The organism is Vibrio wakamikoensis, assembly GCF_050337275.1.
Classification (GTDB): domain Bacteria; phylum Pseudomonadota; class Gammaproteobacteria; order Enterobacterales; family Vibrionaceae; genus Vibrio; species Vibrio chaetopteri.
Genome location: NZ_JAKJST010000014.1, coordinates 1 through 21488, shown reverse-complemented (window position 1 = coordinate 21488; position 21488 = coordinate 1). Strand labels below are relative to the sequence as shown.

Below are 21488 nucleotides of genomic sequence, written 5' to 3'. Positions count from 1 at the left end.
TTCCATGAGTACGGAACAACTGGAGCAACGTTGGTGGCATGACGCCGTGGTTTATCAAATTTATCCGAGAAGTTTCAATGACGTCAATGGCGACGGTATCGGAGATATTCCTGGCATAATCGAAAAGCTAGATTATATCCAAGGACTAGGCGCCAATGTGATTTGGCTGAGTCCTGTTTACAAATCGCCCATGGATGACAACGGCTACGACATTTCTGGTTATCGAGAGATTGCCCCAGAGTTTGGAACCATGGCCGATATGGAAGTGCTTTTAAAAGAGGCTGATAGACGAGGCATTAAGATTGTCATGGATTTAGTCGTCAATCACACCTCTGATGAACACCCTTGGTTCATTGAATCCAAAAGCAGCAAAGACAATCCAAAACGCGATTGGTACATCTGGAAAGATCCTAAAGAGGATGGCAGTGAGCCCAACAATTGGGAGTCCTTCTTCAAACCTAAAGCATGGACTCTGGATGAAGCAACGGGTCAATATTACCTGCACCTGTTTAGTAACAAACAGCCAGACTTAAACTGGGCAAACCCAGAGGTCAGAGAAGCTATCTACGACATGATGCACTTCTGGCTTAAAAAGGGCTTGGGTGGCTTTCGAATGGACGTCATCAACATGATTGGCAAGCCATCTGATTTTCCAGATGCCACTATTTTTGACTCCGGTGTTGCCGGTTGGGAGCATTGGTCAAACAACCTATTGGCTCACCAATACCTTAGAGAAATGCATGAGAAGGTATTGAAACACTACGACGTGCTAACCGTTGGTGAAACGCCATTTACCACCACACTTGATGGCCGCTACTATTCACATCCCGCTCGTAATGAAATCAGCATGATCTTTCAGTTCGAACACGTGAGCATTGACCGTGAAGAGCATAACGCGGTTAAGAAAGACTTTGATTTAGTTCAGTACAAAGAGATCATGTCTCGCTGGCAAGAAGACTTGTATCAGAAAGGTTGGAATAGCCTCTACTGGAGCAATCACGACCAGCCTAGAACCGTGTCGCGCTATGGTTCAGACTCGCCTGAATACCGAGTGATCAGTGCCAAAATGCTCGGCACCGTTCTACATATGATGAGTGGTACTCCGTATATCTATCAGGGTGAAGAGATCGGAATGACAAACAAACACTTCAACAACATTGAAGAGTTTAACGACTTAATGGCGAAATTTCATTACCAAAAAATGTTGCAGCGCGGCATCTCCGATGAGGACGCTATCGCCTTTCTGAACGATTTTTCTCGCGACCATGCTCGAGTACCCGTTCAATGGGATAACAGCGAGCATGCTGGCTTCACCACCGGTACACCTTGGCTGCCCGTGAACCAGAACTACGCCGATATCAATGCTGAGCAAGCCATAAACGATGAATCGTCGATATATCATCATTACCGCCAACTGATCGCCCTGCGTAAAAGTGACGAGTTTGGCAAAGTGATTGTGTACGGCGACCACACTTTGCTCGACCCTCAAGATAGTGAAGTGTACGCCTACATTCGCTCAATCGATGGCAAATCGCTACTCACTATCGCGAACTTCAGCTCTCAAACCGTTCAGAGAACCTACCCATACAGTGTGAAGCAAATAGTGATCAACAATTACCCTGGTTCACTGAGCTCGATTCACAATATAGAACTCAAACCGTATCAAGCGCTTGTGATTGAGATTTAATCAATACACATCAGATAGTTGATTAAGCGAACCGCCAATGGTTCGCTTTTTTCATCAGTGCTAGCTCACCTTTTTAAATCACAAATTACGCCAACACCACAACAATATGTATTGCCCATCATAATTACCAGCAAAAAAACCTCTTCCAATAGCCATATTAAAAACCATCCTCTCAATAGACTTCCCACCAATTTCATACACTTTCCTCTGTTAATCACAAAAGAGGAAGTAACATGTCTGATTTTTATATCATTGATACACAGTACGATCACTTAACATCCACTATCGATAATAAGGACGCCTTATTACGTGAAGTCCACAATTATATTGAGACTACTGGTGATCGGGAAATATTTGAGTGCATTATCAATAAGAGAAGCGAGCAGATTGTAAATTCTCAGCTATCTTCTTGTTCTAGTGGTAATTTAGATAGCCAGTATCAATCTGAAAGCATGGCAATTTTGATAAATAACACTGAGCTATTTGGTGTGCCAAATTTCTATCGTTATATAGAGCAGCAGTCCCAGTCACTGTTTGGAGGGCTGTTGCCCTTTTGGGCCGAGTATCAACGCTTCGTACTCATGCTAGACGCTGACGCAGTTGAGAAAGCTATGCCTAGGATTAAGGAAACTATACCTTGTGAAGAATTACCTAGTGAAGAATTGAAAATCTTGGCCAAGGTTGAATTGGAAAATGGATTTCACGCTGAGCTTGTGCAGAACATCGAAGCAGATTGCAGGAAATTTCTGACGTACTTCTCCGACCAACCTCTAAGGCTCTCAAACGCCAATGCACTGATGAACTTGGAAACTTTCGTGAAGCAACAGCACTGGTATGAAATGCTATTCGAACTGGATTTATCCGCTCAAGGTGAACATTTTATCCTTTATCAATGCGATGAGCATGGCAGAAAGACCTTACTTTCGTCTGCGAAGATTCAGCGCTGGAACATAAAAGACGATTGGTTAGCGTTTGCACCATTTTTCCAATCGGATAGTTGGAAGGTCTCATTGAGTGATAGAAATATCAGAACGTTAGAGGCTTCTGGAATGTTTGATGGCTCTTTATCCAACCGCCTCAAGCTTTCAACACCGCAACATCTCGATCAGTCGTTTTCACAAAGCTTGGCACTTGGTGATGATTGCTGTGAGCTAATTAGGATGGCTGTAAGTGGTTCCACAAGTCGTTTGAATACAATTCTATACCTATCTATTAAACACATCGCTCTGTTCATGAAACTGGTAGGCATGAAAGGTGTGTATGTCATCACGGAACAGCCTGCTCTGTTGTACTTCTTTCAATCAGTCAACTTATATAGTGATGATCCAGATTGTTACGTTCCAATGACGTATCAGCAAATAACCCCGACAAAACCTTACACATATAAAGGATTAATTTTAAGTGTTCCAATGGTTAAAGCTATTGGAGAATGCAATTATAAGCAGTACTATAAGCAAGTGTTGTCAGCAAGGAAGAAGAGCACGACTCATTTTGCATCATGCCTGAAATTCTAAAATTAGCTTGCTCTGATACACCAGGACTTATCATGTTTATGATCGGTACTGGTGTATTGGTCTGGGCGATTTACATGTCATACAAGATGGTGAAGAACCAGTTTAAGGTAGATCAATCGATCTACCTTCCTTACTGTCTTTATGCATTTTTCATCGCATGTTGGATTTATACCAATGCTTATTTCCAATCGGATTTAATCACTTATTATGATCCTGATGTCGCCCTAGCAATGGCTATAGGGGCAAATATTTTCTGTGCTCTTGCTATTTTGTCGGCATATTGGTTTTCTTGTAAGCTTATCTCTAAAGCTAAAAATAGAAATATCTCTAGATTACAATCCATTATATTAATAGGATTGTCAGTTCATTCTCTGATCGTTAACTTAGTTCCTGACATGACGGTCATCGATGTTGAAGTGTATTCATCTGGTAAATTCCTAATTCTCTTTGGTGAGTACAACAAAATATTTTTCCTCACCGCTCCGTTTATCATCGCACTAACCTTTCTCAACTTTGTTCGCGCATGGAAAAGTGATCTCAGGCTAACACAGCTCAAGTCCGGCTATATGATGGCTGGTGTGATTGTCTTTATGGCATCCACCTTAGTTGTAATGATCGTCATTCCTTATTTCTTAAATGACTTTTCACTGGTATGGGTAGCGCCCACGCTATCGGTGCTTGAGCTGATGATAATCGGCTATGCTCTGCTATTTAACCGCTTTTACAGCGGGCGGTATATTGCTCTAGTAGGCATCAGCTCACTGACCAATATCGCTCTGTTCATCATTCCCGCCGTGCTTCTCGCATCCACCGGTAGCTATCAAAACATTACTTTACTTGGGTGGGTTGTCTTTACTGGCCTTTTCTATCAAAAATCTCTCAAAAAGGTCTATTGGTTCTTCAATCGTTTGTTGTACGGAAGCGCTGGTAACAGCATCGATCAGATCTGCAGTCTTGATTCAGAGTTTCGATTTTCATGTACTGAAGCGATAGAGCGACTCAACCACATATTAGGTGTCTCGAACGGTTATGTGCGCCAAACCATCGCCGAGAAAGATGCTCAGGTATTGGAATTTCTGCAAAAAGGCGAGCGCATTCTCGTGAAAGATGAGCTTATCTATATCCTCAATCATCATATTGACGCTAAAGAGAGCATGGGCGATATCATCGACTATATGGTCGCCAACAAGATATCACTTATCGTGCCTATTTTTGATAATAGAAAGCGAATATCCCACCTATACCTTGCCAACCAGTCAGAGCAGCATCCGCTAATCACCGCGGATCAAGTGGTTGGGCTGCTCTTACTGTTTAAAGAGGCCAGTCGTTGGATCATCGCCGAAGATAAAGTGCGAAAAAGCCAAATTCTGGCGGGCTCCATTGCCCATGAAATACGTAATCCGTTTAGCAAGCTCAAATATCAATTCGAGCAAATTGACACCAAAGTCTTGGGTAATGATCCCACAGATTTAGGCAACCACAACTCAGAAGAAATCAAACAGCTGCACCAAGCGTTGCATGAGAGTAAGCGTGCCGTTCAATCTGGCACACGGTTTATCGATGCTATGTTGTCGGAGTTAAGAGGTGAATCGCTCAAAACCGATCGCTTCTCATCCCATTCTGCTGGCGAGTTAACGTTGGCTGCTATCAATGACTTCAGCTTTAACAAACCTGAGGATCGTCAACGGGTCAATGTGAATATTGAAGACTTCGCATTCTGGGGTGACGATACCCTATTCAGCTTTGTTATTTACAACCTACTTAAAAATGCCACTTATTACTTTGAGCAATATTCACACAGTAAAATAGACATCGGTTTTCAGCGACGAGAGAACATCAATACGTTGTCATTTACCGATTTTGGCCCCGGCATCGCGGAGACCCACCTCGATCAAATCTTCGATGACTTGTTTACTCAAGGCAAAGGAACCGGCACCGGACTTGGACTTTCGTATTGTAAACGCGTCATGGCAGCGTTTGGTGGTGATATCCAATGTCGGTCGCAGCTAGGCAAATTCACAACGTTTGAGCTTACTTTTCCTGTCATCGATGAATCCGCATACGAAGCCAGACTGCATACTCAGCTAAAATCCATCTTAACAAACAAAAAGGCGTTGGTGATCGCCCCGCACACCTCACAGGCATGGCTACGACAATGTCTCGATGACGAGTTTGCACTTTCGGTTCATTATGTTTCTGCGCAGCAACAAGCACTGGGCTACTTGGCCAATACTGACGTTGATTTTGTGCTGGTTGCCGACCTCGAGCCTTCAGCGGCCAGTGAAACTGCAAATGCCATCCATGACGCCAATCAGCAAGGTACTATCCCGACACTTTTCTGTACCACTCGTACAGAAGAAGAATTGAGCTATGTTGATGCATTTCAAGCAACATTGCTGACGTTCAGTAAGTACAGCTTTTGGAGCACTTTCGTTAAAGCCGAACAAGCTGGCGCGTTGAAGAAAAAAGAATCCCTCATGGGTAAGAAAGTATTGGTTGTCGACGATACCCACGTTAATCGTCTACTGGTACAAAGTTATCTAGTGACAGAGGGGGTAAAAGTTGAGCAAGCGGCCTCCGGCATTGAAGCCATTGAAAAGGCGAAAAAGACAAAGTTCGACCTCATTTTCATGGATATCCGCATGCCCAACATGAATGGCTTTGAAGCATGCAAAGAAATTCGAAAATTCACTGCATCAACGCCAATTGTGTCACTATCAGGCGAATGCGGATCGGATGCTCGCCAGTCCATTGCGACGCTTATGGATGACTATATCCATAAGCCAGCGGATAAAGCCAAGCTCGTCGACATGCTGCAAAAGTGGTGCAATGGCAACAGCACCACACCGCATAGGGTAAAGCAGCTAGAAGCGTAATTTGGCAAGTGTCTTTATCACTCTAACCTTGCCTAGCTTTCTTGCTTCCAAGTGGATAACAGCGCAATATGCCTCGGTTCAATACCGCAGCAACCACCAATAATAGTCGCCCCTAATTCATGCCAACGTTTGGCAAAATCGAGATACTCTTCAGGAGAAAAGTGACGAACGGTTTGTATCGCTTCGTTGGCTTGATGTCCCGATTTAATCGGCGTAAAACTGTTGGCAAACACGCCAATTTCCAAGCTCTTGTTGTTACGCTTGGTGATGCTATTCACGACTTCAATCGCCTGGGCAATCACTTCTGGGATAGAGCAGTTGAAGAATAGCCCTTTCCCACCAGCCTCTAATAATTGCTCGACGGCCTCTTCCACTGTTTCTCCGGAACGAAGCAATGCAGGCTGGTCTAATTCATCTTGCAAGGTAAAGCAAAGGTAGGCGGTTTTTTGAGTTGCGTTAAACAGCTCTAGATACATTTTCGCTTCTGCAACACTGGCAACGGTTTCAGCTAGCCACAAATCAACATACTCATCTTGCGCTTGCATCAGCTCGGAAGTGATCGCTTTCGCTCGCTCATATTGAAACAGCTCTGGTCGATAGGAGCCAAATACCGGCGGCAGCGATCCTGCAACAAGCACGTTGTGCGTCGATTCAGAAACCGCTTCACGAGCCAGTTTTGCGGCTTTATTGGCAAGCGCTGCACCTTGCTGAGCGTATCCCTCATCGCCAAGGTGAAACGGCACGCAAGCGTAGCTATTCACTGTAATGATCTCGGAGCCCGCATCGATAAAAGCATGATGCGCCAGTTTAACCAACTGTGGCGACTCAATCAGCGCTTGGGCACTCCACAAAGGCTGAGAAAACGGCGCACCGATACGCTCTAGCTCTCGCCCCATACCACCATCTAAAATAGTTACTGCTTTCATATCTACCTACTGCTGTTAAAAGCGTGACTAAGAGACGCTATTAAACCACAAACGAGCCAAACATGAATGGGGGTTACACATAGTTATTTTCATCCGCTTATTTCAGGCTCCTCGACATACAAAAAGTGCATCAAGGCTTTCACCTGATGCACCTTGGTTAGGACTCTAGCTTATCGGTCTAATTAAGAGCAGACGATGCTACAAATGCAGTCTCAACGTAATTTGTTCAATTTCATCTCGCCATTGCTGCTGTAACGCTGGTTTCTGATGTTTTGGCTTACGTTGTACATCGGCCTCTAACAAGCTTTCGAGCTGAAATAGTTTATCCAGCAACCAATCTTCATCGATGATTTTTGAAGCTGCACAAAGAGTACTAGAATCTGAAGAACTCAATTGAGTTGAGTTGTCACTGGTACTCTCTGTTTCACCACTGTCAATCTCGTCATACAACCTCTGTAAGTCATGCCACTGTGTCAACGCCCCGTCTTTAATCAACCAATAGCGATTACAGCTTTTTTCAATCAGTTCCCTGTCATGGGTCACCAAAAGTACTGCACCATCGAATGTTCCAAGCGTTGAGGCCAACTCCTCTTTACCATCCAAATCCAAGTGGTTGGTCGGCTCATCAAGCATTAGGAGGTGGTAATTTGCCAGCGACAAACCAAGCATCAAGAGTCGGGAGCGCTCCCCTCCACTGAGCTCGTTTACACGTTGAGAATGACGGTTGAATGCAAAACCCGCACTAATCAGTGCCATTTTTCGCCGCTCTTCATTCTCATCGGTAAACACATCAAGTGCGTCGATTAAAGTCTCGTTGTCACTTAGCTGTTTAAGGCTCTGATCATAAAAGCCTAATCGACAGCGAGAGTGAAACTGAACACTGTCAGAAAGACTCATAGCTTGCGAGTATGTTTGCCAAAGCATCTTGAGCATCGAAGATTTACCGCTACCGTTGCAGCCAATAATGGCAATACGATCGCCACTTTTGACACTTTGCTCGTCCACGGAAAATAAAGTCTGTGCGTCATTCGTCGGTCTAACCGCCAAATTTGAGAGACCAAGTAAGCGATTCGCTTTCATCGCTTCTCCGTTTAGCATTAACCTCCAAGGCGTGCCTTCTGTTAGTTCCGTTTGCGCATCTTTGAGCTTTTCAGCTCGCTTTTCCATATGTTTGGCTTTTCTGGCAAGATCTTCATTGTCGTAAACCCGCCCCCAAACTGACAGTCGCTTAGCACTTTTCTCGATCCGATCAATTTCCTTTTGCTCTGCCTGATTTCGCAGCTTGGCCGTTTCATCGTCGGCTGCGAGTTCCACCAGCGCAGCGGAACACGGCAGTTGAAAGTAATGTAGAGATTTGTCTCTTAAAATCCAGGTGCAGTTCGTAACCTTATCCAGCAGGCGCTTATCGTGAGACACAAGAACAAAACTGCCCTTCCAGTTAATTAAGAACCGCTCAAGCCAAAGCAGTGTTGGCAAATCCAAGTGGTTACTCGGCTCATCAAGAAGCAACAAGTCCGGCTTATTAATGAGTGCTCTTGCTAACAGCAAGCGAGTATGTTGACCGCCGCTCAATGTGCCCGCCGTTAGCGTCCATTGCGCTGCCGTAAACCCCATATCGGACAAAATAAGTTCCGCGCGCCACAGCTCTTGTTGGCGATCATCCTTTGGTAGTTTGGCAACGACAGCATCAAGCATGGTAACGTGTTCAAGCTCATGTGGAAGATGCTGCTCTACCTGTTCCATGAGGCAATGATTCGCTAGCGTAACTTCCCCTGAACGCGGTTCTTTGTTTCCACAAAGCAGTTGAAGTAAGGTACTTTTTCCGCAACCGTTGTGGCCGACAAGGCCAATACGATCACCTTGCTTTAGGGTGAAAGAGATTGCTTCAAACAGCGGTGTTGAAGATGTATGAAAATGAATGGATTGTGCAGATAGTAATGTATTCATGGCTTACTCAAGTTTTTCAAGGCGCAAAGCACCTATTGTCAAAATGGGCTGACAATAACTCTGTAAGCTAGAGAGAAGAGATTCTCGTTAGTCTGTATAAATTGCGTCCTCGCTCAAGCTCAGTTATCGCAGCACGATACTGGTAAAACTTGAGCGAGCTTGAAAAGCAAAAACGTATGCAAAATATAATGCACACTGGTTCATGGGTTACCTCCTTGTCTTTTCGGTTGAATTTAGGTTGTCTATTTTATCAACTAAAGCAATGAAGTCTAGCGGATTATCTGACACGTTTTATAGATTAAATTAGGCAATTAACTGATTTTAAAGGCAGAAACTTTAATCCTCATCCAAAACAGGCTATACCTATACCCATATCGCATTCAGATACCAACTTCACAGCGGAAGACTCAATGACAGTCAAAGAAATACTTCAGATAAAAAACGTACGTTACTTTTTGATGTTTCGCAGCAGCTATTTTGCACGCTTCTACTACCCGGTTTTTACTCTACTTTATCTGGACTACGGCCTAACCCTCTCTCAATTTGCCATGCTTAATGTGGTTTGGGCAGCGACCATCGTCATTTCTGAAGTTCCTTCTGGCGCGTTCGCAGATACTTTGGGTCGCAAAAAACTCGTGGTGCTGTCATCGATCGTCATGTTTGTAGAGATCGCCATGATTGCCTTTGTTCCCACCGGGAACGCTAACTTGGTCTTCGCGGTATTTTTGGTCAATCGGGTGTTAAGTGGGTTAGCTATGTCGCTAGCCAGCGGCGCCGATGAAGCGCTCGCCTACGACACGCTAAAAGAACAGGGCAAGGAAGAAATTTGGCCGCAGGTTCTTCAAATACAGCTGCGCATCGCATCCAGTGTTGGCATCGTTGTCACCTTAGTTGGCGCTGCTATGTACGATGTGAACGTGATGGGTAGTATCGCTGAATGGTTTGGTCTCGCAAGACCAGAAAGCACCCAAGACATCATGCGTATTCCAGTCTACGCCACCTTACTCGTTGCGCTCGTTGCCATCTATGCCGCCACTAGCATGCAGGAAGAGCGTAAAGTCGCGCCACATGCCGATGGAAAAGTCGCATCGACGATGGCCAGCCTAAGGCTAACAATGGATACGGCTAAATGGGTAATATCAACACCTTACGTGATGTTCATCTTGCTCTATTACAGCTTATTTGAGCACACCTCACGCATGTTTTTGACCATGAACAGTCAATACTACCGCGCCATTGAGATCCCGATCATCTATATCGGTTTTATTGGCGCTGGCATTAGCCTATTCCAAATCTTATTGGCTGGACAAAGTCGCAGACTGGCCGAGCGCGTGGAACCTAAGTCCTTCATTACGCTAATGGGGCTTGCCGCCATGGCAACCTATTTCTGGATAAGTCGTGGCTGGCCAATTTATGGCGTGATTCCGGCTCTGTTATTGGTGTTCATTACCATGACGGTAAATATCTTCATTAGCTATCATCTCAATAGAAAGACCGAATCACACAACAGAGCCACCGCACTCAGCTTCAAAGGCTTAATGTTCAACCTTGGATACGGCATGATTGGTATGCTCTATGCGTACTACTACAAGATGGTTTCTCAACGTTATAGCGATCAAGAAATCGCGCAACACCTCGACTTTTTAGCGTCACTGTCATCGTTTTTCTATTACTTTACCGCGTTGTTTATCGGGCTCAGCGTGTTCTTTTACTTCAGCAACAAAAAGCGTCCCGTGTTCAACCAGTCATAAATGAGGTGTTCATGCAGTCTTTGTCTCTCAATCAAGCTCAAAAATTAGCGCTGCTGTCACAAGGCCTTCCTTCTCAGCCGGTTTCTGGAACAGCCTATCAGCAGTCAGTGCAAGCGATGAGAGGCTTGGGGTATGTTCAGATTGATACTATTTCGGTGGTGCAGCGTGCCCATCACCATACACTTTGGAGTCGAAACCACCGCTATTCACCCGATCATCTTGATCGCATGGTGCGAGATAAAGTGGCTTATGAATATTGGTCTCACGCGGCTTCATACCTCGATATGCAAAACTATCGCTTCTCTTTACCTCAAAAACATGCGCTCAAGTCGGGTAAGCAAAACCATTGGTTTAAGAAGAATCCCAAGCTGATGGCAGAAGTACTGAGTAAAATCACCATTGATGGCCCTTTGATGGCTAAAGACTTTGCTCAAGATGCGGTTAACGTCAATACCATAAAGAAGCAAGGCTGGGAAAATAAACCCACAAAGCAAGCTCTGGAAACACTGTACATGCAAGGTGATCTGATGATCACCGAGCGTCGAAAGTTTCACAAAGTGTATGATTTGACCGAGAGAGTCCTCGTAAATGGGGTAGATACACGGATGCCCACCGATGATGAATACGCTCAATTTTTGGTATTAAACACACTTAAAATCCATGGTATCGCCACCATATTGGAGATGAGTTATTTACGAAAAGGGACCAAACCGTTAGTAAAAAAAGCGCTGCTAGAACTAGAAGAGATGGGCAAAATCAAGCAAGTGACCGTCAACGGTGAAGCCTATTTTGTGCTTCCCGAATCCCTTGAACTGCTCGACAAGCGATTAAACCGTCGTCAAGCGAAGCTGCTTTCACCCTTCGATAGCTTCATCATCCAGCGCGATAGACTGCGGAAGTTTTTTAACTTCGATTACTTGCTCGAGTGTTACGTTCCGGCAGCCAAAAGACAGTTTGGCTATTTTGTGCTGCCGATTTTATGGGACGGTCGATTAGTCGCTCGAGTGGATTGCAAGACTCATCGAAATCGTGCTCATCTTCAAGTGTCCAAACTCTATATCGAGCCACAAGTATCGCGACATGATGAGTTCAAACATGCCCTAGCAAAAGAGCTGTCTTCCTTTGCCTCATTCAATCACTGCGATAGCTACAACATCGATAAGACGATCATTACTTAAGACCTTTTGGCTTGTTAAACATTCTTAGGTAACGTCGAGTAAGGCACAATTACGACTTTGGGGCATCGTCACCTTGGCAATGACTATTGACCAGCTGAGATTGCTCAGCTTTGATGCGCTTTACAATTCGTTCGTCGCGCGCTTCTATCTCTGTCAGATTCAGTTGTGAAATATCGGCGACTGCCTCATGCTTCATTGCCGTCATATCATGATGCAAATCCTCGCTCCATTCCTGTTTATCAAGCGTGTTAGCGGCGGCAAAAGCCGAAGACGTGATAGCGATTACACCAAGAGTAGATACGAGTAAGCTTTTCATAATATGCCCCTTTGGGATTGGTTATTGGTAAATGTGCAGACTACCTTACTTGCCCATTCCCTGTTGCACATGTGGTGCCAACTTTTAGATTAATAAAAATCAATAAGTTAAAGCATTGAGATTTTTAACACCTTCTCTGACATGGCGAATTTGACACAGAGAGTGTGAAATTCACCATCTACAATTTAGACATTTTGTGACCGGACCTTAGGTTATCGTTTACCTATAAGATAAGTATGAAAATACCGCCTAAAATAGACATCAAATAGCTTCTGAGTACACAGTTAAAACCTATGGAACTACCCATTACCCTCGCATCATCAAACGAACTTTCACCAATTGGGGTCTATCACCTAAAGCGACTCTGGTCATCAACGTTCGCTAAGCGGTACCAACAAACCCAGTCTTTCCCTCAAGATGTACACCTTGATCGATTAGTCTTAGATGCTCTTGGCATTGGGCTGAATCAAGCTTATCAGTTTCTATACGCTCAAAAGCCCTCACTCGATGAATTTGAAGATTGGGTTGTCGCAACGGCAGGCAAACCAAGCAAAAGTCGCATTGAGCGACTTAACGCCGATATAGCAGGTTCAGCATACAGTAGAGAGACTCACGATTGGCTGAGTGCGATTGACAACGCTCCACCTGTATTGTCACAGCAAGATCTCGCATTTTGGCAGAGAAATGGCTATGTAATTATCAGAAACGCTGTGGATTTGAATGCCTGCCAAGAGGCTGAGAAGGTGATTTACAAAGCGGTTGGCGCAAAGTCTGATGACCACTGTTCTTGGTATCAAAAGACAGCATCCGGGATCATGGTAGAACTGATACAAAGCGAAGCGCTAGAAGCCAATCGCCGTTCTTTGCGAATTCATAAAGCCTTCTCTCAGCTCTGGGATACGCCCGCTCTTTGGGTGACAGCAGATCGATGCGGATTCCATGCCCCGCAGCGAGAAAGTCACCCATTTCCGGGGCCAGATCTACACTGGGATGTCGACTTTGATCAGCCACTCGATTTCGCGACACAGGGAATACTCTACCTCACCGATACCCCACCAGAACAAGGTGCCCAGACCCTAATTCCGGGGTTTCATCATAAACTGTCAAACTGGTTACAAAGCTTGCCCACAGATACCGATCCTAACCAACAAGACCTACACGCTTTAGGTTCAGTCCCAATTGGCGCCAACGCTGGAGATATGATTATCTGGCACCATCATCTCCCTCACGGCAGCCGTCCCAATTTAGGAGTGCGCCCAAGAATCGTTCAATACATCAATATGTACCCAGGACGAAGGCATCTTGCTTGATTCAAAGGTTAACCCTTAACTTTCTCAGAGACGCCAAAAAACCGCTCTGGCGCTTTCTCTTCGCCGTTTTCAATCACAAACTCAAGTTCATCAGCCAGTTGCGATTTGAGTGCACGCAGCTTGGTGAGGTCGTCATTGGCAAGTGATGGATTCCCCATTTGCACATGAAGTACACCTCGGTACATGTATGGCTCAGGGAGCGACGGTGCGATAGAAATCGCTTTGTTGTAATGAAATAGCGCAGTGTTGTAATGATCTGCCCCCTGTTTACGTAGGGTATAAGCGAGGTTGTTGTGTGCTTGCGCCCAGTTTTTATCTCGTTTGAGGGCAGCTCGAAACTTTTTCTCAGCATCGAGAAATTGTTTGTCTTTCATAAGTTCCACGCCTTGATTGTAAGTGCGCTCGGCTTTGTTCAACGAGTTATAACTAGAGCTGGAACCCGCGGACCACGCTCCAAACGAAGATAAAGCGAACACAAATAGTAAAATTGGTAGACGCATGATGTTCTCCTTTTCAGTCACTTGCTCTGTTATCTACGCAATAAGAGCCATTCTGTTCACCCAGCCTGCTTTATCATTGCTGTGAGACCAACAAGAACCCCCCTTTGCTTAACATGCACCAAAACCGATCTTGTTATCAATCTGATACGAATGGTTTTTATCTCTAACAACAACACTTCCAAAGGAGTAAAATCTCGACAAATATAGTAATACCAACAAGTTTCAACCTATCATTCTGAAAGCCATAAAAATCCACCAGTAGATAGTTGCACGCTTTGTGACCTACTACTCTCATCCTTGAGTCTCATCCCCTTCTCTTCAATCAAAAGGATGAGCTGCTTAGATATTGCGCACATTAAATTGGTGATGCCCTAACCAAAAATAAAAAAGGACAACCCATGACATCAATAAAATCTGCTCTGTCTATGGCAGTGATGAGTGCACTTATGTTTGGCTGTGCGTCAGATCCAGCGACTTCTTCAGCGAATGAGACGGCAACCGCAACAACGGCGGCAGTAGCTGCAGCTCCAGCAGGTGTTGACACAGCCATGATGGCTGCCTGTGACAACCCGACAGTTTCGGAAGCAGGCCCTGTACGTAAAAAGCTTTATGTCGTTGGCACCTTTCCTGGTGCAAGCTGGAAACACATCGACGCTCGCGCATTTGAACACAAAGGCGATGGCCTATATCAAGCCGTAGTCGAAGAGCAACCAGGTAAATACTCAATGCAGTATGCAGCTGCTGACTGGAAACCGCAGTTCACCGCAGACGGTCGAGTCCTTAACGTTGGCGAAACGAAAGTACTGAAATGGGGTGGCTACGGGAAAGATACCAAGTCAACCATTGAAGCAACTGGCAAATACGTTTGGTCTGTGAAATTTGACGAAAAAGCGAACCCTATTGCTGTTAGTCTTAACCAATGCCAATAAATCTCTAGTGCTGAGCGAGCACTGCTCGCTTGGCATCCAGCCTTTGTTCTAAAACGTCGATCTCATCCCGCGAATACGTTTGCCAACTTAGCCCCTTCATCGCTATCATTAACCTTATCTGTTGCAACTGTTGCCCTCCTCAATGAAAAAGCACGAACAGCTGGTTCAAGATCTAATCAGCAAAATCTGCCAAGGCGTGATCACCCAAAAACTCCCTTCAGAAAGGGAGCTAGCCGACAAGTATCAGTTGTCGAGGTTCTCAATTAGAAAGGCACTAGCAAAACTCGAAGCGATTGGTGTGGTAAAGCCTAAAACAGGATCCGGTTATTACGTTAATACTGCTATTATTGGCACGCCATTAATTTATAACTCCATCACAGAAAACAGTTTTGAGCATATTTCTTATAAGAAAGTTCAGCTCAATAAACGTGTACCCACTCATCATGAGATGCAAGTATTTTCTATCGGAGAAGATGATTATCTTTGGCACATCAAACGCTTAAGGCTAGTGCAAGATAAAATCACCCAAATTGAAGAGACTATTTTACCCGTGCATTTATTCCCAAAGATGAACGATACCCTGGTGGAAAGCTCGCTGCAAAAGTTAGCGCTTTCGCTTGGGTTAGGAATAGACAGCTACCTGACTAGTTACAAGGCGGTTAGCGTATCATCAGAAGATGCAAAAATATTACAGTGCAAGCGTTCAACCTCTGCAATGAATATTACCAACCGAGGTTTTTTAACCTCTGGTGAAGCGTTTATTGTCAGCGACATTATCGATATTAACTACCAGTGCACTTATCACACCAAATTTAATAACGAAAGTTTACAGTACCGAGATCAAAACGACCGCTAAATTAGCGGTCGTTTTGATTTATTTCTTATTTGCCAACTATTAAGGCGTATGAATTGAACCGTCCGGCAGTCGGCTTTGTGTCCATTCATGAGCGCGATACTCCACCGGGAAGTCCGCTGCTGCCTCAACATCCATTTCCACGCCGATACCCGGCTTTTCGCTGGCATACAAGAAACCTTGTCGCGGCTCTGCTGCATTCGGGAATACGCGGCGAGTATTCTCTTTGTAATGCACGTGCTCTTGAATAGCGGCATTATGCAGATGCACATTCAGGTGCGTGTTCACCGCTGCGCCAATCGGTGTCATATCTGGTGGACAGTGCCACGCAATGCGCACGCCAAAGCTTTCACATAAGTGACCCAGCTTAAGTGCTGGTGTAATACCACCGATTTGCGAGACGTGACAACGGATGAAGTCAATCTGGCGATTAATGATCACCGACTTCCACTCTTCTGGATTATTGAACAGCTCACCAAGTGCCAGCGACACAGATGTTTGGCTGCGCAGGTTCGTCAACCATTCCGTTTGATTGGGTGGCAGAATATCTTCGATGAAGTACGGATAGTACTGCTCAACTTGCTTGGCAAACTGCAACGCTTGATTTGGAAACAGTCGTTCATGCACATCGTGAAGAATGTGGAACTGATTACCGTACTTCTCGCGAAGCTTTTTAAACATATCGATGGTGTTCGCCATGTACTGGTCTTGATCGTAATACGATCCTGCCGTTGGCTGTTCAGTCGTGTGCATGTTTTCTGGAACGCCACCATAGAATCCTAACTGACAGCGAATATGCTTGTAGCCTTGCTCCAAGAACTCTTCGACTTGCTGGTATAAACCTTCCATTGTGTCGCTGGTCGCGTGAGTGTAAACCTGAATAGCATCGCGAGATTTACCGCCAAACAATTGATGCAGAGGCATATTTGCAAGCTTAGCTTTAATATCCCAAAGTGCCATATCAACACCAGAGATTGCATTATTAATAACCGGGCCATTGCGCCAATATGAATTCACCATCATCATTTGCCACAGATCTTCAATATTATTTGCATTTCGACCAACAACTAAAGGCTTAATATATTCATCAACCATAGTTTTTACAGCAAGTGGACGCTGCTGAAAGGTTGCACAGCCATAGCCAGTAACGCCTGATTCTGTTTCAACGATAACAGTAATAAGATTATGTCTGTCCGGTTTCGTAATGATGCACTGGACATTTGTAATGATGTTTTCTTTCACGATATGGGCTCTTAGTATGAAATCTCATTCTATCTAACAGCGAAAAATAATGAAATTCAAGCGCTAATTTATGTCCAATTTTAACTGGTTCGTTATCGATGTGATTTTTTAAAGAAAAACGAACCAATCGCCAAAAATAGCTTAAAATTAGTAAATTCACGCATTTAATGTGATGAATCTCTCTGTTTTTTCGATTGGGACAAATCTTATCGCTGGATATGATAGCCCCATCGAATAACGGTAGAAGATAGGAAATCCTACTATGCAACTAACCGAAACGCTAAACGACGTGAACTCAAAAACTAATACCAATAGCGAGCAAAGCCGTTTCAACGACAGCCTACAGTCGCTTGTCGCTGCGCTGGGTGGGGATGACAATATCATCAACATCACGCACTGTATGACTCGCCTTCGCTTTAAGCTTGCCGATGAATCTCTAGCCAACAAGGACGTACTAGAAGCCATCCCAGGTGTCAAAGGTGTGGTGCTTGCTCAAGGTCAAACTCAAATCGTCATCGGTGTCGATGTCGAGAAGTGGTACAACGCTCTTTCCGGCGTAAGCACGACCACTGACGAGCCTATTTCAGAAGCAGAGAAAGGCAAACTGTTCCAAAATGCCATGCGAGTCGTCGCGGGTATCTTTGGCCCTGTCGTTCCAGCGATTGCAGGCGCAGGTATGTTGATGGGCCTGCTTTCAGGCCTTATTGCAACCAATGTAATTTCAGAGTCGTCGGACACGGTATTCTTCTTCCGCTCGATTTCAGTCGCGGTGTTCTTCTTCCTTCCTATGTTGGTGTCTTTCTCGGCCGCTAAAGTATTTAAAGTGAACGAGTACATTGCTCTTGCGGTTTCATCTGCGATGCTGGCTCCAAAGCTTGTTGATAAAGCGGCAATGTTAAAAGAAGTGGGCAGCGCTCCTGAGCTTACCGTATTGGGCTTCGTGCCTATCGAACTGCTCAACTATGGCGGTGCTATCGTGCCAGCAATCCTAGCGGTTTGGGTATTGTCTAAAGTGACACCGTTCGTTGACCGTTTTGTGCCATCTTCTGCGAAGCCTGTATTTACCCCCCTACTGGCCTTCACAGTGACGTCGACCATTGTACTGTCATTGGTTGCTCCAGCAGGTATGTGGCTAAGTAATGGCGCAGGTTGGGTAGTGAGCTCACTACTAGAGATTTCACCAACGCTTACTGGTTTTGTGTTCGGTATCACTCGTCCTATTACGATTGTGTTTGGTATCCACCACAGCATGACACCAATCAGCCTAAACAACTTTGCGTTGTACGGAAAAGATTTACTGATGCCAATTATGTGTCTAGGTAACCTAGCAATTGCTGGTGCAACCATGGCGGTATGGTACAAACAACGCAGCCGCGTTTCAAAGGAGCAATCTTCAGTAACAGTAGGTTCAGGTATCACCGCTATCCTTGGTATCACAGAGCCAGCGCTATTTGGCGTACTGACTAAGTACACAAAAGCTCTGTTTATGGCGAGCCTAGCAGCAGGTATCGTAGGTGCGATTTCAGTGACCATTGATACTCACCTAACCAGCTACATTCTGTCTTCTGTGTTCAGCCTTCCAGCGTACTTGGCGAGCGGTACTCAGAACTTCATTCAAGCAGTACTGGGCGTTGTCGGTGTATTTGCACTGGCCTTCACGCTAACCATGATGTTTGTGAACGTTGACGACAAATAAGCGAAGCGGCTAAATATCCAAAACACGATATAAAATAAAGGCTCATAACCACTAGGTTATGAGCCTTTTTCTGTTTACGGCTTTTGTTAGCGTCTAATACAAGACGTACATCCCCGGCATGCAGAGCGTGTTGCTGGATCGAGACGGCCTCGCTGGATTTTGCAATACGCGTTACGCAAAACTCGCCTCGCAGCGAACCAATCATCTGGTTTTTGCATTAACAGATAACCATTAAAGCGCTTGAGAAGTGGCAGACGATATTCATCGAGAAACTTGCGGTCATAGTCGACTTCAAAATAGTCGAAGACCTGCTCAAGAGCAGAGAAAGTGGCCAGTTTGTCTTGGATATCGGTAAAGCTCATTGCAGCCGAAAAGAGAAGTGAAGGTACGAAGAGTGTATTAGAGATAACAAGAAAGAGGAAGCCCGAGACGCCATTCCCATAAATAGGATGCCCCCTCGCCTCGAGCCTAATCTTGTTAATTTGCGTTAGATAGTCAATTACGCCTGGTATTCCGGGTAGTCTAAAAGACCAACCTCGTTGCCACCGAACAGAGTCTCTGGGTTGTGCGGTGCTAGCGGGTAACCGTGCTGAATACGACTCGGCAGATCTGGGTTTGCGATAAATGGACGACCGAAGCCTACCATGTCCGCAAGACCGCCAAGGATCGCTTGCTCAGCTTTCTCTTGGTTGTAGCGACCAGCATAAATAATGGTACCTTGGTACGCTTCACGCACTGCTGTTTTAAACTCAGCAGGTGTGTCTGGCGCATCATCCCAATCCACTTCAGCGATATGCATGTAAACCACATTGTGTTTGTCCAGTACGCGTGCAGCTGCAGTGTACGTCTCTACTGGTGTTTTATCGACTGTCCCGTTAAGTGAAGTAAATGGGGCTAGACGCACACCCACTTTGTCCGCACCAATCGCGTCAACAACTGCCGCAACCACTTCATCTAGGAAGCGAAGACGGTTTTCGATTGAACCACCATACTCATCATCACGGTTGTTCGCTTCTGAGTCGATAAACTGGTTAATGAGGTAACCGTTTGCACCGTGCAATTCGATTCCATCAAAGCCCGCTTCAACAGCGTTTAAAGCCGCTTGACGGTATTGACCAATCACTTCTTCAATATCTTGTTTGGTCATTGCACGTGGCTCTACAACGTCAACAAAACCTGGCTCATTGCTACCATTATCAACAAACACTTTCACGTTTTCTGCTTTGAGCGCAGACGATGAAATTGGCTGTTCACCACCGATGTTATCTGGGTGAGTAACACGGCCTACATGCCATAGCTGAGCGAAAATTGCGCCGTCTTTAGCGTGTACCGCATCTGTTACTTTTTTCCAGCCCGCAATCTGCTCTTGCGAGTAGATGCCTGGTGTCCAAGCATAACCTTGACCCATTGGAGAAATCTGAGTGCCTTCTGCAACAATAAGACCTGCTTGAGCGCGCTGTGCATAATACTCGGCCATCATGTCGTTGGCTACGTTGCCTGGCTGCGATGCACGAGAGCGAGTCATCGGCGGCATCACGATACGGTTTTTTAGAGTAAGCGAACCAAGTTGAATTGGTTGAAACATTGAATCTGTCATAATCATTTACCTCTATCTGTTCTCTATTATTTGCTCGATTGAATTAGCTCAATAGAGTAACCATCAGGATCTTTCACAAACGCGATGTGAGTTACGCCGCCTTTCATTGGACCCGGCGCGCGAGTGATGTTGCCACCAAGCTGTTCAATACGCTCACATGCTGCATAAATGTCCTCACAACCGATCGCAATATGTCCCCAAGCATTGCCTTGGTCGTACTGGTCTGTGTCCCAGTTATAAGTCAGCTCGATGGTAGAGCCTGCATCTTGACCCTCGTAGCCAACAAAAACGAGTGAATAGCGATACTCTTCATTCTCGAAACGGTCTAACACCTTCATACCAAGAACTTCTGAGTAGAATTTAATGGACTTATCTAAGTCCACTACGCGAATCATTGTGTGCAAAACTTTCATATTTACCCTCGCCTGAATCTTATGCGGACGCTCACCAGCATAGGAGCGTCGACGACATAAGCGAAATGGTGATTTCCAACTGGCGCTAGGTTACGACAAAAGGGAAAGTACGTGAAATTATCATATATTATGATTTTCATAACGTTTTGGAATGATAGAAAAGAAATGATGCAGACAGGCCACTAAAAAGCCGACTGTGAAGTAGGCTCTTGTCAGAAGACAGTAGAGTTTGTCACTTTTCCTCTGTCAGTTCACTTGGTAGACGTTGTGTGAACCGGCTATAGCAAACACGACTTTTCCCCTTTCTGTGTCAATAACCCAAATCCAAATCCGGTCATTCCTGCGAAGGCAGGAATCTACTGGCCGCGCCCACTGAATCATATCGTCAACTCCCCAAACTGAGTAACGAGGATAGCTTATTTTTGCCCCGTTTTGTGCTTCAAGCCATCTTCAAAATGTACTGATGGTCACATAGGTAACACTTTAAACCGGCCACATAGGTAACACCCTATGTTGGCCGAATTACTTTTCCAACAACTTCATCTACAATCCCTAATCTCATTTCTCCAAATCGAAGCAACCAACATCGATTGTCGATATATTCCAAACTAACGTACTCACCTAATAGTCTTCTCGTGACGTAAATGGCTTGCCCGTTAAGTTTAATATAGCCGCCACATTTCACCTTTCTGACTTCATGTTCGCTAGGGTATTCCAGCGGAGGTAATTGATTGGGGAATGGTCGAGGAGACT

18 protein-coding genes are annotated in these 21488 nt (G+C 45.1%); 9 read left to right on the top strand and 9 right to left on the bottom strand.

Translation table 11 applies throughout. The annotated features are described in order from the left end of the window. Positions 1-4 precede the first annotated feature (4 nt). From L4C42_RS04860 to L4C42_RS04850, 3 genes are all read left to right on the top strand, one after another. The gene (locus L4C42_RS04860) at positions 5-1687 is read left to right on the top strand and encodes a glycoside hydrolase family 13 protein (protein ID WP_353499034.1); all 1683 of its coding nucleotides are present in this window, start codon (positions 5-7) and stop codon (positions 1685-1687) included. Positions 1688-1920: 233 nt separating this feature from the next. Then, on the top strand, positions 1921-3201 hold the full coding sequence (locus tag L4C42_RS04855) for an acyl-homoserine-lactone synthase (protein ID WP_353499033.1): 1281 nt from the start codon (positions 1921-1923) through the stop codon (positions 3199-3201). Positions 3202-3233: 32 nt separating this feature from the next. Then, positions 3234-6077 (top strand): response regulator, encoded by a 2844-nt coding sequence (locus L4C42_RS04850; RefSeq protein WP_418642455.1) that lies wholly within the window; start codon positions 3234-3236, stop codon positions 6075-6077. A 32-nt stretch (positions 6078-6109) separates the two neighbouring features. Here L4C42_RS04850 and L4C42_RS04845 read toward each other — a convergent pair whose 3' ends face one another. Both L4C42_RS04845 and L4C42_RS04840 read right to left on the bottom strand, forming a co-directional pair. After that, positions 6110-7003 carry a homocysteine S-methyltransferase family protein gene (locus L4C42_RS04845; RefSeq protein ID WP_353499031.1) on the bottom strand — a complete coding sequence of 298 codons (894 nt, stop codon included), beginning with the start codon at positions 7001-7003 and terminating at the stop codon, positions 6110-6112. Positions 7004-7201: 198 nt separating this feature from the next. Then, entirely contained in the window at positions 7202-8950 is a 1749-nt protein-coding gene (locus L4C42_RS04840; RefSeq protein WP_353499030.1) for an ABC-F family ATP-binding cassette domain-containing protein, read from the bottom strand. Positions 8951-9360: 410 nt separating this feature from the next. Here L4C42_RS04840 and L4C42_RS04835 point away from each other — a divergent pair, with 410 nt between their 5' ends. Both L4C42_RS04835 and L4C42_RS04830 read left to right on the top strand, forming a co-directional pair. Then, positions 9361-10701, top strand: coding sequence for an MFS transporter (locus L4C42_RS04835; RefSeq protein WP_353499029.1), 1341 nt, complete (start codon positions 9361-9363; stop codon positions 10699-10701). 11 nt (positions 10702-10712) lie between these two features. Then, entirely contained in the window at positions 10713-11879 is a 1167-nt protein-coding gene (locus L4C42_RS04830; RefSeq protein ID WP_353499028.1) for a winged helix-turn-helix domain-containing protein, read from the top strand. Between the two features lie 49 nt (positions 11880-11928). On the opposite strand, the gene L4C42_RS04825 is transcribed toward L4C42_RS04830, so the two are convergent. Then, positions 11929-12195 (bottom strand): hypothetical protein, encoded by a 267-nt coding sequence (locus tag L4C42_RS04825; RefSeq protein WP_353499027.1) that lies wholly within the window; start codon positions 12193-12195, stop codon positions 11929-11931. A gap of 293 nt (positions 12196-12488) precedes the next feature. On the opposite strand from L4C42_RS04825, the gene L4C42_RS04820 reads away from it, so the two are divergent. Next, the gene (locus tag L4C42_RS04820; RefSeq protein WP_429759595.1) at positions 12489-13505 is read left to right on the top strand and encodes a phytanoyl-CoA dioxygenase family protein; all 1017 of its coding nucleotides are present in this window, start codon (positions 12489-12491) and stop codon (positions 13503-13505) included. 8 nt (positions 13506-13513) lie between these two features. On the opposite strand, the gene L4C42_RS04815 is transcribed toward L4C42_RS04820, so the two are convergent. Further along, on the bottom strand, positions 13514-14005 hold the full coding sequence (locus L4C42_RS04815; RefSeq protein WP_418642456.1) for a tetratricopeptide repeat protein: 492 nt from the start codon (positions 14003-14005) through the stop codon (positions 13514-13516). Positions 14006-14403: 398 nt separating this feature from the next. Between L4C42_RS04815 and L4C42_RS04810 the strand changes: the two genes are divergently transcribed. Beyond that, positions 14404-14934 carry an early set domain-containing protein gene (locus L4C42_RS04810; protein ID WP_353499024.1) on the top strand — a complete coding sequence of 177 codons (531 nt, stop codon included), beginning with the start codon at positions 14404-14406 and terminating at the stop codon, positions 14932-14934. 142 nt (positions 14935-15076) lie between these two features. Further along, positions 15077-15790 (top strand): GntR family transcriptional regulator, encoded by a 714-nt coding sequence (locus L4C42_RS04805; protein ID WP_353499023.1) that lies wholly within the window; start codon positions 15077-15079, stop codon positions 15788-15790. Between the two features lie 39 nt (positions 15791-15829). Here the strand turns inward: L4C42_RS04805 and L4C42_RS04800 are convergent, their stop codons facing one another. Then, on the bottom strand, positions 15830-17029 hold the full coding sequence (locus tag L4C42_RS04800) for an enolase C-terminal domain-like protein (protein WP_353499022.1): 1200 nt from the start codon (positions 17027-17029) through the stop codon (positions 15830-15832). 262 nt (positions 17030-17291) lie between these two features. Here L4C42_RS04800 and L4C42_RS04795 point away from each other — a divergent pair, with 262 nt between their 5' ends. Continuing rightward, positions 17292-18725, top strand: a complete 1434-nt coding sequence (locus tag L4C42_RS04795) for a PTS transporter subunit EIIC (RefSeq protein ID WP_353499021.1) — start codon at positions 17292-17294, stop codon at positions 18723-18725. Positions 18726-18811: 86 nt separating this feature from the next. Here the strand turns inward: L4C42_RS04795 and L4C42_RS04790 are convergent, their stop codons facing one another. The 4 genes from L4C42_RS04790 to L4C42_RS04775 form a co-directional block, all read right to left on the bottom strand. Further along, the gene (locus tag L4C42_RS04790; RefSeq protein WP_353499020.1) at positions 18812-19087 is read right to left on the bottom strand and encodes a nitrogenase-stabilizing/protective protein NifW; all 276 of its coding nucleotides are present in this window, start codon (positions 19085-19087) and stop codon (positions 18812-18814) included. Positions 19088-19224: 137 nt separating this feature from the next. Continuing rightward, on the bottom strand, positions 19225-20322 hold the full coding sequence (locus L4C42_RS04785; protein ID WP_353499019.1) for an alkene reductase: 1098 nt from the start codon (positions 20320-20322) through the stop codon (positions 19225-19227). Positions 20323-20348: 26 nt separating this feature from the next. Continuing rightward, positions 20349-20735, bottom strand: a complete 387-nt coding sequence (gene gloA / locus L4C42_RS04780; RefSeq protein WP_353499018.1) for a lactoylglutathione lyase — start codon at positions 20733-20735, stop codon at positions 20349-20351. A gap of 508 nt (positions 20736-21243) precedes the next feature. Then, a partial coding sequence (locus L4C42_RS04775; protein WP_429759591.1) for a hypothetical protein occupies positions 21244-21488 on the bottom strand: 245 nt, incomplete at its 5' end.